Here is a 14,422-nt window from a genome sequence, read left to right as displayed (position 1 = left end):
TTAATTTTTAATTATTCGTTTAACGGTTTGACCATTTTCATTTGAAATTTTAATAAAATAAATTCCATTTGAAACAGCTGATAAATTTAATTCTGTTTGATTTTCGCGTAATTTAGTGTTGTCAACTAAAAGCACTTTCTTTCCTGTAACATCATAAATTTCAATTTGTTGCGGTTTAAAATTTCCATACGATAAGGTAAATAAACCTTTGGTAGGATTTGGAAAAACTGCGATTGAATTGAATGCAAACTCTTGATTTGATAGGGTTCCGTCGATTACAAAATCATCTATAATTACTCCTTCTTGTGTAATTACATAATCGGAGTGAAACACAAATCGGAAGATGATATTACTTTCGTTGGTCATTGCGTTGAGCTGGTAACTGTATTCAGATAGAGTAGCATTTGTTCCTGTCCATTGAGCTCCGGGACAAATTTCACAATCTCCCCCACTTTGTGGATTTCTATTGCTGTTGTACCAATTTATATCATTGGCTGTTCCTAAAACAGACCAATTTTCGCCAAAATCAGTTGAGTATTCCAAATAAAGTACATCCCAATTTAACTCTAGGTCAAACGCCATCTTAAAACGCATTACGGGATTAGTAATCTGTGTTAAATCATAACATTGCGAATATAAAAATGCCTTTGTGTTGTTAAGATAATTCCCGTTTAAATTGGTTCCGTAAACACTTGATCCCGATGACGTTTGATTTAGTATTATACCTGAAGGAACACCTCTTTGCCAGCTATTTTCGACTCCTTCATAATTAGTCAATAATTCAGATTCTTGCGTTTCAAATGTATTTACTTCGCCTACTTGTCCATTATCGTTATTTAAAATTTGACTATTTATTATGTTATTATTTGAAAAAGCATCATTCGCCATCACGACGTTTGCTTGAATAGTTGAAGTTCCTCTAATCAAAGTAATGTTTGGAATTTCAATTGTTGAATTGGTTAATGATGGTAAATTTCCACTCCAACTATAACTTGCTTCTGCACCGTTAATAGAATAATTTAATGTAAAATCAGTAATGGTTGATAAACCGGTGTTTTTGACTAAAAATGATAAACTATCCGTACTACAATTAATATTTGATGTAGAAGGATTTTCAATACCAAGTAATGCAATTTCATTATCAGCTAATTGCGAAGGAATAGGAGACATCCAAACACCTCTTCCGTAGGTTGAAGCCACAATTTTTTCGTCTAAAACATTAATTTCTAAATCAGTAACAGCCACATTTGGTAAATTGGTATCATATGGTGTCCACGAATTCATTGAATCATCACGGTAATAAACGCCTAGACTTGTTCCTAGATAAACGGGATTTAAAGGGTGGTTAGGTTGGTGTCTGATAACATTTCTTCCAATTGATGGCAATCCTTGAGCAAAGTTAAAAAAAGATAAGCCACCGTTAATCGATTTGGATACGACTCCATTAATTCCTGATGCTGTAACGTAAATAATATTGTTATCGTTGACATTGACTTCGACTGAAGTGATTGTAGATTGGAAAGTAAAAACATACTCAAACGTCACTCCTCTATTTATACTTTTGTATAGATCTTGACCATCAGCGATATACATGATATCATCGTTGGATGGGTCAACAACAATTCGTTCAATATTTCCATTAAAGGAGGTGTTTATTGAAACATTTTGCCAGGAACCATTAATCAGCTTGTATAAACTGGAATAACCGGCAAATAATTCACCCGCAGCATTAAACACTAGTGGCGTAATCCAATTTCCGTTTTCTCCCTCCGGTGCTCCAATTGACCCTGAAAGTGATGCCCCAGCATTGTTGGTAAAATACAATCCACCTCCATTTTGAATAAACCCGAAATACCTATCGCTGTTGTTTGGATCGATAGCTGTTTCCATGCCATCTGCACCGTAGAAATTTTTCCACTGATTATTGCTGAATGCATATCCCCCGTTGTCTTGCAGTCCGCCTGCAATTTTAGAACTAGATTGCTTAGAGACCGAAATTCTGTAAAACTGACCAATTTGTGCTGTTGCGGTTAAATCGGTAAACGACGACGCGTTGTTATCTGAAACATAAACGCCCCCATCACTACCACAGTATAAGATGCCGTTATAAAAACGTAAAAAATGGATATCTGCGTGTGTATAAGTCGCTTGAAAAGGGTTTGACCAACTATTTATTTTAGTAAAATTATTACCTCCATCAGATGACTTCCAAATGTTTAAAACGCCGGTATAAACCTCTTCCGGATTTGTATCTGAAACGGCCAAAGCTAAATCGAACCAAGCTTGATTTGCTTCAAAAATATCAACAGTATTTTGCGTCATGCTGAAATTAATTCCCGAATTAGTTGATTTATAAAGTCCTTGATGACTCCAATTTGTTCTGGCACTCAACACATACACATATTCCGGATTAGCAGGCGTTACATCAATAATTAGACGTCCAGAATTGGCTGGCATGCCGGAAGTAATCATAGTAAAGCTATTTCCTCCATTGGTTGAACGATAAAAACGATTGTTAGTAACCGCATAAACAATGTTTGGATTGCCCGGTTTTAGTTTTAAATCTTTCACATTTCCGTTAAGGTTGTTTGTCCAAGTTATTCCGCCATTAGAGGTTTTAAAAAGACCAGCACTGGTGGCTACCCAAAGTGTTAATGGGTCATTTGGGTGCATAAACATATCTGCTGCTACTGTGGATGTGTTGTTAAACGTTAAACCGGTTGTGTTCCAGGTTTGGCCTCCATCAATTGATTTTAAAACACCTATTGAATATGTATCACTGGCATCTTTATCGCCCGTAGCTATATATATAATGTCAGAATTAGTATGGTCTATTGCGATACCTGAAACGCCAATTTGCGGTAAATAATCCGATAACGGAGTCCAGTTTTGACCAGCATCAGTAGATTTCCAAATTCCTCCGGCCGGTGCACCAATGTAAACGGTGTTGGCATTGTTTGGGTCCACTACCACCACATTCACCCTTCCTTGTCCGGACGACCAGGAACCCGTGTTAATATGATTAAAAGGCCCTAAAGGTTGCCAATTGCTAAGGTCGTTCAATACTTCGTTTCGACTCAAAAGTCTTTCTCGTTTTTGATTCCATGCTTCCCACATTTGAGCAGGTGTCATTAGGTTTCCGTTTTCATCAACCTTATTTCGCCAATGAGTTTCCCAACGCATGAAAGGTTTGTAACCACTCCCTCTGGCTTCATGATTTTTATCCTGCCAATAGGCCTCAAAAGCTGTTTTGATTTCATCTATCGTTGCTTCCTTATCGTCGCTATTCTGAACCGTATCCATCCAAGGAGCGGTTGAATTAAACTGAGCAAAAGCAAACGAACATTGAATTATTATCAATACTAGTAGAATTTTCTTCATCTAATTTGGATTAATAATCAAAAATAGAAAAACGTTTTCAATTCATAACTATTAATTAACAGTTGTAGAAGCAGAAGTTTTGGCAATATCTTTTTTACCTTTGTGAAAATAAATGCTATGTTATCTTATATTAAACGCTATAAATTTCAAATTTTAGCTTTTCTGACCTTTTCGGTTGTTTTTCTTTCGATTTCTTTTTACTTATTAACACCCAAGAAAAAACTACCTATTTTCAACCCTTCCGATGTGAATCCGGAATTGGTTGACAGTACAGTTCAACATGTGAGCAAATACCACACCATTGCCGATTTTTCTTTTACCAATCAAAATGGAGCAATCATTACCCAAAAAAATTATGAAGGAAAAATTTATGTAGCGGATTTTTTCTTTACGACTTGCCCTACAATTTGTCCGATTATGCAAGACAATATGGTAGAAATTCAAAATGCTTTTAAAGATGTTCAGGATGTGATGTTGTTATCTCATACTGTGATGCCTCATATTGATAGTGTTCCCGTTCTAAAAAAATATGCTGTAGAAAAAGGCGTGATAGACTCAAAATGGAATCTGGTTACCGGCGACAAAAAAGATATTTTTTACATTGCCCGAAAATCGTATTTGGCGGTAAAAACGGAAACCGAAGGCGAACTATACGATATGGTTCACACCGAAAATTTCATTTTAGTGGATAAAAAAAGACGTGTTCGTGGGTTTTATGACGGAACAAATAAAGAAGAAATCAACAGATTAATCGAAGACATTCGCTTTTTGATAACCGAAAAAAATTAACTTCATTTTTTGAAAATTCTCTTTCATATACAAATTAAAAAGCTGTATTTTTGTATTTATATTAATTCTAAATAAAGTTGCAAACAACCGCAGACCTACTTCAAAAAGAGCAAAAAGCGATTATCCTTTCGTTTAATTTAGATACAATTCCTTTAAAATTAATTGAAATGGGTTGCATGGAAGGTCACTCCATAGAATTGGTTCAGACTGCCCCTTTTGGCGATCCTCTTTATTTAAACATCAACGGCACACATTTGGCGATTCGAAAAGAAATGGCGAGCGATATTGTTGTTGAAATCATCGAAAATTAATTGCTTACATGAAAGATTCGCCAATAAAAGTTGCTCTTGTCGGAAATCCAAATACGGGAAAAACATCCTTATTTAATCAACTTACAGGATTGAAACAACAGGTTGGAAACTATCCCGGAATTACGGTTGAACGAAAAGTTGGTTCCTGCAGTTTATCACAAAATAAAAAGGCAATGGTTCTAGATTTGCCTGGAACATACAGTTTAAATGCCAATTCGTTGGATGAAAATTTAGTAATCGAATTGCTTTTAAACAAGAACGACAAGGACTATCCGGACGTGGTTGTGGTGGTAACCGAAGTTGAAAATTTAAAACGAAATCTACTTCTTTTCACTCAAATTAAAGACCTTGAAATTCCAACTGTTTTAGTCATCAACATGGCTGATCAAATGGCTTTAAAAGGCATTTCACTGGATATTCCAAAATTAGAAGCAGCTTTAAAAACAAAAATTGCATTAATCAGTTCCAGAAAAGCAACCGGAATTGCTGAATTGAAAGATTTGATTGTTAATTATGAAACGCTTTCAACAGAACCCTGCTTAAATGCTTCCGACATTGACTTGGACTACTTCAACAATTTACGGCGCATCTATCCCAACCAACAATTGTACAAACTTTGGTTAGTTATTTCTCAGGATGTAAATTTTGGAGAGCTTTCAAAAAATGTAATTCAGAACAATTCCTTTTCAAAATCAGATGATGAATTAAAAAAACTCCAGCACAAGGAAACCGTGAAACGCTATCAGTTTATCAATGATTTACTCAAAATAGCTAAAAAAGTTGATGTTACAAAAGCAAAAGATTTACGCAATAGGTTAGACAAAATTCTTACCCATAAAATTGGTGGTTATGTAATTTTTTTGGGAATTTTATTTTTGATTTTTCAATCTGTTTTTGAATGGTCAAGTGTTCCGATGGATTTTATAGACGAATCGTTTGCCTCTTTGAGCACATGGATTAGCGAACATTTACCTGCAGGAAAACTAAATGATTTGATAGCTCAAGGAGTAATTCCTGGAATTAGTGGTGTGGTTATTTTTATTCCGCAAATTGCGTTTTTATTTCTCTTTATTTCGTTGCTGGAAGAAAGTGGCTATATGAGTCGCGTTGTTTTTTTAATGGACAAAACCATGCGTCGTTTTGGCCTGAGCGGAAAAAGTGTTGTGCCTTTAATTTCGGGAACTGCGTGTGCTATTCCGGCTATTATGGCTACACGAAATATTGAAAATTGGAAAGAACGATTAATTACTATTTTAGTTACGCCGTTTACCACTTGTGCGGCAAGAATTCCGGTATATACAATTTTAATAGCCTTGATTATTCCGGATAAAAGAATTCTTGGGTTTTTAAACTTGCAAGGGCTGACTTTAATGCTTTTATATTTGCTTGGGTTTTTTATGGCAATTATCTCTGCTATGATTTTGAACAAAATTCTACAATTTAAATCCAAGAGTTTTTTTGTGATTGAAATGCCTAACTACAAAATTCCTTATTACAAAAATGTTGGTTTGAATGTAATTGAAAAAACAAAAGCTTTTGTTTTTGGAGCAGGAAAAATAATTGTTTCATTATCAATTATTTTATGGTTTATGGCTTCGTATGGACCGACGGATAATTTTGCAAATGCTGAAAAAAATATTGCATCCGAACCACAAAATCAATCATTAGCAGAAGATGATTTGCAAGATAAAATTGCATCGTATAAGTTAGAAAACTCTTATATCGGAATAATCGGAAAATCAATTGAACCCGTGATTAAGCCTCTTGGTTACGATTGGAAAATTGGAATTGGAATCGTTGCCTCTTTTGCTGCAAGAGAGGTTTTTGTGGGAACAATGGCTACTATTTATAGCGTTGGCAGTCACGATGAAGAAGAAAATACCATTAAAAAACGCATGAGAGCAGAAGTTCATCCAGCGTCCGGAAAACCAATTTATACCTTTGCTTCGGGAATTTCACTTCTTCTTTTTTATGCTTTTGCTATGCAATGCATGAGTACGTTGGCTGTGGTTAAAAAAGAAACCAACTCTTGGAAATGGCCCATGATTCAACTTTTTGTAATGAGTGGATTTGCCTATTTAGTGGCGTTTGTTGCTTTTCAATTGTTAGATTAAATACCCAAATTTATTCTTTTTTAAAATCAAATGCTATATCCATGGGAATTATACAACTTTTGCCCATAGTTTTATAAATGTAATTGATACTTCTGACTATATCTTTGAAGTCTAATTTTAAAAAAAAGAAACATGCCGATTCTAAACATTTTAATTGTATTGATTATCGTTGGGTTTTTACTTTGGGTGGTAAATACCTATATCCCAATGGATAAAAAAATTAAGAGTATTTTTAATTTAGTTGTAGTAATTGCAGTAATAATCTGGTTACTAAAAGTATTTGGATTATTTGATTCATTGAGTAATATAACTGTTTAAAACAACTAAATCCAAAACGCATGAACTTAAAAAGAATTTTTGGAACAATTCTAACAATACTAGGAATAGCAGGGCTAATTTATACAGCTTATTTAACAGTTACCCTAGGCGAAAACAATCAGACACTCAAAACAGCATTAGTTTATGGCATTTTGGGATTGGTGTTTTTTGTCTCAGGAATAGGATTGATTAAAACCACAAAAGATGAATCATAACTAATTTCTTTAAAAAAATTGGTTTTTACGTTAGTTTGAAATAAAGCTTCCTGTTTATTGGGAAGTTTTGTTTATTTATAGTGGGATGGCCCTCTTAAATTAATTATAAAAGACCAACTCTTCTGGCTGCTTTTACAATTGCTTCGTCATCACCATGTGGCACTCCTAATTTATCTTTTATTATTTTCTTTCTACTGTTAATTGCACTAAGTGTTATACTTAACGATTCAGGCAACGTTTTTGTTCGTAGGCCCTGTGAAAGCAATAATATTATTTTACGATCGGTTTGATCAAAAATATTTAAGTGTTTTTTAATCGTATCAAAACCTTGCCTCGCCACTTGGCTATAGTAATAATTCCCATCAACAATTTTTTGAAAAGCATCTTGCATACTTCTGTAATCCAAATCACTTTTGACTAAAATTCCTTCTGGCTGGAGCCTGTTTTTTAATTCATAAAGCAAGATCGGCTCGTCGTGAGAAGTCAAAATAACAATCTTTAAATCTGGATTTGTGGCTTTGAGTAAAACCGCTAAATCTTCGCCGTTTTCAATATCTTTTTCAAGAAAAGGTGGCATATTCCTGTCAATAAAACAAATAGAGTATTGTGCTAATTCTGCTTTGTTTTGAGCTAAATTATACCCTTCTTCCAGTGAAGTTATGGTTCTGGCTAAAAGTGTTATTCCTAACTTATTTTGAGCTAAAGTTGTTTTGTAACCTTCTAGAATAAGCGGATGATCATCTATCATCAATATTTTGATATTCATAGTGAAATGGTATTTTACAAATAATTTGCGTTCCGATTTGATTGATTGATTTTATTTTAACAAAGCCCTCCATAGCAGAAACCCTTTGTTTGATGTTTTCTAAACCGATTCCTTTTGTTTTTGCCTCTGAATTAAACCCTACACCATCGTCTTTTACACAAAGTTCCATATTTTTTTTGCTGAGTTGAATAGAAATCGAAATGTTTTTTGCTTGAGCATACTTTTGGCTATTGTAAACACCTTCTTGAATTATTCTGAAAAAATTTATTTTTAACGATTGACTAAGGCTTTCCCATTCAATTTCTGAATCAATTTGCAATTCATAATTTATTTTTGAAATTATTTTTTGGTCCTCAATAAAATCATTTAAAAGCATTAAAAAACTTTCTTTTTTTATAAATAAATTATTTTTCAGATCATGAGCAATGTTTCTAATTTCTTTTTCAACCGTTTTGATTTGATCAACTTGGTTTAGGAATTTTTCATTTATTTCTGCATTTTCCTCCGTTTGAAATCCATATAAATTGAAGCGTATTCCGGCCAACATACTCAAAGTTCCGTCGTGAAGTTCAAGCGAAATTCTATTTTTCTCCAAAGCCCGACCTTCTTCTACCTTATGATGCTGATCAATCATCAATTGATACACTTCTTCATTACTTTTTTGTTGTTCCTGAATCAATAGCAATTCCTTTTGCTTGGCTTTCTGCCGGAAAATAATATAGGTTAATATGAGAAGTAAAATGATTGAAATAGATGTTAATACAATAAATTGTTGCTGCTTTGCTAAGACTTCTTTTTGCTGAATAATTTCGTCTGTTTCATACTCAATGCGTGTGAATTTATTTCGCACTGCTCGTTCAGATTCCATTAAACTATCACTAAGTTGAATATATTTTTCTTTGTAAAAAAGTCTTTTATCCGGTTCTGCTTCGGCTAAAAAATTTAAAAGCAATAATTCATCACGATGACTTTTAATGTCTTTTGCGATTTCTTTTGCTTTCAAAAAATAAGAAACACTTTTGGCAGTATCATTTTGACTCAAAAAATACTCTCCTTTTCGGGTGTTGCTCACAATTACACCTAATTTATTGTCTAAACTATCTCTAATTTTTAACGGAAGATCAAAATCTTCTTGTCTAACTTCTTGATTTGATTTGAATCTGTAATAAGTTAAATTATCAATTAAAACGGCATATAAAAGGATACTCTCGTTTTTTAAATTTTTGGAACTCGTTGCCTCATGTAAAAGTGTAATGGCCTTGCTGTTATTTTGCAATCGATGATAGCAAACCGCCATATTATTTTTTGTTTGAGCCACCAAAATAAAATATTGAGGATCACTTTTAAGTTTATTTAATTGTTCTAGTGCTTGTTGATGATAATCTAAGGCTAAATCGTAGTTCTTTATATCGTTGTTGATAATTCCTAAATTGTTTAAACAATCGTAGATTAATCGTTTATTACCTGATTGTTTAGCTGCCTCCAGGGCTTTAATGGTTTGAATTTCACTTTCAACTAAACTATTTTCAAAACGTAACAAATAAGCTTTATTCAGAATGGCTCGTCCACGTTTTTCAAAATTATTCTTATCGAGAAAATGGAGCGATTTATTATAAAAGATATAAGCCGTATCGTTAAATGATTTCCCTCTGTAATAATCAGCTATGTCATTGTAAATAATTCCTAAACGCAAACTGTCTTTTGCCTTTAAAGACAACTCTAAATTGAGTTTACATACCCTAAGGTAATCGTCTTTTAAACCAAAATTATAATATTGATCAGATAATTTTAGCATGTAAAGTCGCTTTATCGAATCGTTTGGCTTTTCATTTAAAAGCGTGTAAGCGTCAGACAACATTCCGTTTACCTCAGCAGAATAGGAATTTTGATTCTTAACAGTTGTTATTAAACTATCTATTTTGTCATAACCCTGTAAATAGTGTTCTTTTTTATTGCAGGCGTATAAAAAAAGTAGCAGTACACTTATCGCGAGGTACTTTGTCATAATTTTTACTTGAATTGTAACAAAGGTACTTTTTTAAACAAAAAAAAGTAGCCTTTACAGCTACTTTTCGACGTATTACTTCAAAACCAATTAATTAATTTCCTTTTTTCGGATCAATGTTAGTTTGATCGTTGTTTTCTGTAATAGTTGTATTTCCTTGTGTTTCCATTTCCATATCGTCTGTAGTACAAGAAACTGTAGTTGTAGCAAATGTTAAAATAATTCCTAAGATAAATAATGCTTTTTTCATGGTATTAGGTTTTTTTAAGTTATTTAGTTTTTTCTACAATAAAAGAGTCATTCCCTTATTATTTGCCAAAAGTATAACTTCGCCCCTATCGTTCATTGCACATTTTCTACCTATTTTGTTAAAATTTGAACAACTCAATCAATGGGTTTTAGGGTTTCTTTAAAAGAAACTAAAAACACTATTTATTCATTTTCAACAGGTTAAAAAAAGTTGAAAATATTTATTATTTATATTTTGTCTAAATAAAAACTATAATTACTTTTGCAACGTAGATTAATTCTAAATAACAAAAATGAAAAATATTGTTTCCCTTTTATTGCTTGCTTTATCAAGCTTTTCTTTTGCTCAAAATTCAGAATCACAAGAGGATTTAGCTTTAAATGACACTGTTAGAAGATTAGAAGGTGTTACAGTTAATGCCGATGTTTTGGTAGGAAGCAAATTCAAAGCAAAAAATAGAGCCGGTTCAACCTATTTTATTTCTCCAGAAGAATTAAAAACCTTCAATTATTCAGATATCAATAGGATTTTGAGAACTGTTCCGGGTGTGAATGTGGTAGAAGAAGAAGGTTTCGGACTTCGTCCAAGCATTGGATTAAGAGGTACAAGTCCGTCAAGAGCTTCAAAAATAACGTTAATGGAAGATGGTATTTTAATTGCACCAGCTCCTTATTCTGCTCCGGCAGCCTACTATTTTCCTACTGTAAATAGAATTCAAAGTTTTGAGATTTTAAAAGGTGGAAGCCAAATTCAATACGGTCCTTATACAACCGGCGGTGCGATCAATATGGTTTCAAACCAAATTCCATCGCAATTTTCGGGAAAAGTAGTGGCTTCAATGGGAAGTTTTAACACTAGAAACACCTATGTAAATGTTGGTGACAACTTTAATAACTTTGGTTATTTGGTAGAATATAACAATAGAAATTCGGAAGGATTCAAAAAAATTGATTTTAGCAACAACACAACAGGTTTCAACGGAAATGATTATGTGGCCAAATTTAGAGTGAACACAAGTCCCGAAGCAAAAATGTTTCAATCTTTAACGTTGAAAGCTCAGCTATCAAATGAGTTTTCAGATGAAACCTATTTAGGATTAACGCAAGCTGATTTTGATAACAACCCTTACCGTCGTTATTTGTCTTCCGAAGCAGATAAAATCGATACGAAACACGACCAATTAATGTTAACGCATTTATTTATTCCGGTTGATTATTTGACCATCACTACTAAAGCCTACCGCAATAATTTTAAACGAAATTGGTATAAATTACACGATGTCAATGTAGGCGGTTCAACTGTTTCTTTAGCCTCTATTTTAGATAATCCAGAAACTAATCAAGCAGGTTATGACATTATAACAGGAGCAGTTAATACCGCTGATAACGCATTGAGAATGCGAAATAATAATCGTGTATACTTAGCCGAAGGGATTCAAACGGTGGTTAATTTCAAACTTAACAGTAATGTAGTTACACACGATATTGATTTTGGTGTTCGTTATCATTTAGATAGTGAAGACCGTTTTCAGTGGGATGACCGTTATAAAATCGAAAACAATGCCTTATTCAGAACGGTTGCCGGAACTCCCGGAACACAAGATAACCGTGTTGAAAGTGCCGAAGCGGTTTCTGCTCACGTTTTATATAATTTAACGTACAAAAAATTTACGTTCTCACCGGGAATGAGATATGAAAACATCATTCGTCGCAGTTTGAATTATGGAACAGCCGATTTAGACCGAACCGGAACAAACTTAAATCGCAGACAAAACAGAACCGAAGAATTCATTCCCGGTTTAGGTATTTTATATAAGTTTAATGATAATTACTCTGCATTTACTAGTTTACATAAAGGATTTTCTCCTCCAGGTGTAAATGAAGAAGACAAGGGAGAAAGCAGCATGAATTATGAGGCCGGCTTCCGATTCACTAAAAAAGCATTATCTGGAGAAATTATCGCTTTTTATAATGATTTCAACCGATTGCAAGGTGCCGATACGAATGCAGCTGGTGGAACCGGAACAGGCGATTTGTTTAATGCCGGAGCAGCACAAGTGCAAGGTTTGGAAGTTTTGGTTTCGTATGATGTTTTAAATGATGAAAATTCTAAATTTAAATTACCCATTACCATTAGCTACACCTATACCGACACTGAATTAAAAAACAATTTCACAAGTGGAACTGAAGCGTGGGGAACAATCGAAATGGGTGACGAAATTCCATACATCGCCAAAAATCAATTTTCTATCATTGCAGGATTAGATCACAAAAAATTCAATGTTTCCATAAGCGGAAAATACAATGATCAGTTTAGAACGATTGCCGGACAAGGTTCGATCCCAGAAAATGAATTGGTAAAAAGCAATTTTATTGTAGATGCTTCGGCCAAATATCATTTAACGGAAAAAGTAAGTTTAATGAGTAATATCGTGAATATTTTAGATAAAGAATACGCTGTTTCAAGAGTGCCAGCCGGGCTCCGTCCGGGAATGCCATTCGGAATCCATTTCGGAATTACAGCACAATTTTAAAAGTGTTTTATATTTGTTTGTTAAAGGTTCTCTGTTTTTAATGGAGAACCTTTTATCTTTGTAGTATGATTGATTTTCAAGAAATAATCGCATTTATCATTTTAGGAATTGCCATCGCTGTGCTCTATTTTCATTTTTTTGGTAAAAAAAAATCGAAGAAGAATTGCGGTAGCGATGATTGTGGTTGTCGTTAACTTCCCAACGCCACATCCAAACTCATCATGACCACAAATCCACCAATGAATCCTAAAGTAGCAATATCTGTATGTTTGTCTTGTTGTGTTTCCGGAATTACTTCTTCCACCACCACAAAAATCATCGCTCCGGCAGCAAAGGCTAAAGCATAAGGCAAAATTGGTGTAAAAAAAGTAACCGCAACCGCTCCCAAAACGCCGGCAATCGGTTCAACTAAAGCAGACGATTGTCCGTACAAAAAACTTTTCTTTCTACTCATTCCCATTCGTCGCAACGGCATCGAAACGGCAATTCCTTCCGGAAAATTTTGAATTCCAATGCCAATCGCTAAAATCGTAGCTCCGGCAATCGATGCTTCGGGAATTCCGGCAGCAACACCACCAAATAAAACACCAACCGCCAACCCTTCCGGAATATTGTGTAACGTGATAGCCAAAACCAAAAGTGTTGTTTTTTGCCAGGGTGATTTTACACCTTCTGTTTCTTTAAAATTGATATGTAAATGAGGTAAAACTTTATCCAAACCAAATAAGAAAAAAGCTCCTAGTAGAAAACCAACCGCGGCCGGCATTACTTTTACAAAACCTTCTCCTTCCGACATTTCGATGGCAGGCGCAAGCAAACTCCAATAACTCGCAGCAACCATCACTCCGCCTGTAAAACCAAGCATTCCGTCTAAGGCGGCACGATTCATTGTCTTAAAAAAGAAAACAACTGATGAGCCTAAAGCGGTTAAAAACCAAGTGAATAAAGTGGCATACAAAGCCGCTAAAATAGGATCAATACTCGATAAGTAGGCAACAATGCTATCAAACATATTATATTACTTTTACAAATAAATTACCGGCAATTTTATTCGAAATTAAAATCTCTTTCCCATTCATTAAAATAGTCAACGACATATCAAAGGCTTCTTTATTGATAATTTCAATTTCCGACCCTAACGAAATTTGATGTTTATCTAAATATTGCAAAAAACTAGGCGAACTATCTTTTACACCCAAACACATCACTTTTTTGTTCAAACCCACTTCAGAAAGTAATTGTTTTTCCACTTTTATCATCTGTCCATATCGATCCGGAATCGGGTCGCCGTGCGGATCTTCTTTAGGGAAGCCTAAAAATTCATCCAACCGGTTGATTAATTTCTCCGATTTAATGTGCTCCAATTCCTCTGCCAAAGCATGCACTTCATCCCATGTAAAATCTAATTTTTCAACCAAAAAAACTTCCCACAATCTGTGTTTTCGCACAATCATTTTCGCCGCATGAAGTCCCTTTTGAGTGAGCGTCACACCTTGGTATTTCTGGTAATCAACCAATTCTTTTTCGGCTAATTTCTTAACCATATCCGTTACCGAAGAAGCCTTACTTTCAATCATTCCGGCAATCGCATTCGTGTTGATTCCTTTGGGCGAAACCAACGATAAATGATAAATTACCTTGATATAATTTTCTTCCGAATAGGTCATAAATTCAATTAATTTAAAACAAATATACTAAGATAATTTGATATGAGTAAAATAATTTTTAGTTTTGTCTAAA

At 34.1% G+C, this 14,422-nt stretch carries 12 protein-coding genes; 6 read left to right on the top strand and 6 right to left on the bottom strand.

What is annotated here, in order from left to right; translation table 11 throughout:
* Window positions 1-3,381 (bottom strand): T9SS type A sorting domain-containing protein, encoded by a 3,381-nt coding sequence (locus tag B0I10_RS04220; RefSeq protein WP_112085247.1) that lies wholly within the window; start codon window positions 3,379-3,381, stop codon window positions 1-3.
* 117 nt (window positions 3,382-3,498) lie between these two features.
* On the opposite strand from B0I10_RS04220, the gene B0I10_RS04215 reads away from it, so the two are divergent.
* The 5 genes from B0I10_RS04215 (at window position 3,499) to B0I10_RS04195 (ending at window position 7,128) form a co-directional block, all read left to right on the top strand.
* Window positions 3,499-4,170 (top strand): SCO family protein, encoded by a 672-nt coding sequence (locus B0I10_RS04215; RefSeq protein ID WP_112085246.1) that lies wholly within the window; start codon window positions 3,499-3,501, stop codon window positions 4,168-4,170.
* 77 nt (window positions 4,171-4,247) lie between these two features.
* A complete protein-coding gene (locus B0I10_RS04210) occupies window positions 4,248-4,481 on the top strand; it encodes a FeoA family protein (RefSeq protein WP_112085245.1) in 234 nt (77 codons plus the stop codon).
* An 8-nt stretch (window positions 4,482-4,489) separates the two neighbouring features.
* The gene (gene feoB, locus B0I10_RS04205) at window positions 4,490-6,595 is read left to right on the top strand and encodes a ferrous iron transport protein B (RefSeq protein WP_112085244.1); all 2,106 of its coding nucleotides are present in this window, start codon (window positions 4,490-4,492) and stop codon (window positions 6,593-6,595) included.
* 132 nt (window positions 6,596-6,727) lie between these two features.
* A complete protein-coding gene (locus B0I10_RS04200; RefSeq protein ID WP_112085243.1) occupies window positions 6,728-6,913 on the top strand; it encodes a Thivi_2564 family membrane protein in 186 nt (61 codons plus the stop codon).
* Between the two features lie 20 nt (window positions 6,914-6,933).
* Window positions 6,934-7,128: a hypothetical protein gene (locus tag B0I10_RS04195; RefSeq protein ID WP_112085242.1), complete on the top strand. Its 195-nt coding sequence runs from the start codon at window positions 6,934-6,936 to the stop codon at window positions 7,126-7,128.
* A 103-nt stretch (window positions 7,129-7,231) separates the two neighbouring features.
* On the opposite strand, the gene B0I10_RS04190 is transcribed toward B0I10_RS04195, so the two are convergent.
* The 3 genes from B0I10_RS04190 to B0I10_RS15610 form a co-directional block, all read right to left on the bottom strand.
* Window positions 7,232-7,894 (bottom strand): response regulator, encoded by a 663-nt coding sequence (locus B0I10_RS04190; protein WP_112085241.1) that lies wholly within the window; start codon window positions 7,892-7,894, stop codon window positions 7,232-7,234.
* A complete protein-coding gene (locus B0I10_RS04185) occupies window positions 7,866-9,899 on the bottom strand; it encodes an ATP-binding protein (RefSeq protein WP_112085240.1) in 2,034 nt (677 codons plus the stop codon). The genes B0I10_RS04190 and B0I10_RS04185 overlap by 29 nt, the downstream gene beginning before the upstream one ends.
* Window positions 9,900-9,993: 94 nt before the next feature.
* Window positions 9,994-10,149, bottom strand: a complete 156-nt coding sequence (locus B0I10_RS15610) for a hypothetical protein (protein ID WP_181456886.1) — start codon at window positions 10,147-10,149, stop codon at window positions 9,994-9,996.
* A 292-nt stretch (window positions 10,150-10,441) separates the two neighbouring features.
* Here B0I10_RS15610 and B0I10_RS04180 point away from each other — a divergent pair, with 292 nt between their 5' ends.
* Window positions 10,442-12,682, top strand: coding sequence for a TonB-dependent receptor family protein (locus B0I10_RS04180; protein WP_112085239.1), 2,241 nt, complete (start codon window positions 10,442-10,444; stop codon window positions 12,680-12,682).
* A 190-nt stretch (window positions 12,683-12,872) separates the two neighbouring features.
* On the opposite strand, the gene B0I10_RS04170 is transcribed toward B0I10_RS04180, so the two are convergent.
* Together B0I10_RS04170 and B0I10_RS04165 are read right to left on the bottom strand one after the other, a co-directional pair.
* Window positions 12,873-13,694, bottom strand: a complete 822-nt coding sequence (locus tag B0I10_RS04170; protein ID WP_112085237.1) for a ZIP family metal transporter — start codon at window positions 13,692-13,694, stop codon at window positions 12,873-12,875.
* A 1-nt stretch (window position 13,695) separates the two neighbouring features.
* Window positions 13,696-14,349 carry a metal-dependent transcriptional regulator gene (locus B0I10_RS04165; protein ID WP_112085236.1) on the bottom strand — a complete coding sequence of 218 codons (654 nt, stop codon included), beginning with the start codon at window positions 14,347-14,349 and terminating at the stop codon, window positions 13,696-13,698.
* Between the last annotated feature and the right edge of the window lie 73 nt (window positions 14,350-14,422).

It is taken from the genome of Flavobacterium lacus (assembly GCF_003268815.1).
GTDB classification, from domain to species: domain Bacteria; phylum Bacteroidota; class Bacteroidia; order Flavobacteriales; family Flavobacteriaceae; genus Flavobacterium; species Flavobacterium lacus.
The sequence above is the reverse complement of the archived record's forward strand: the minus strand, read 5'-3'. Positions and strand labels throughout refer to the sequence as shown.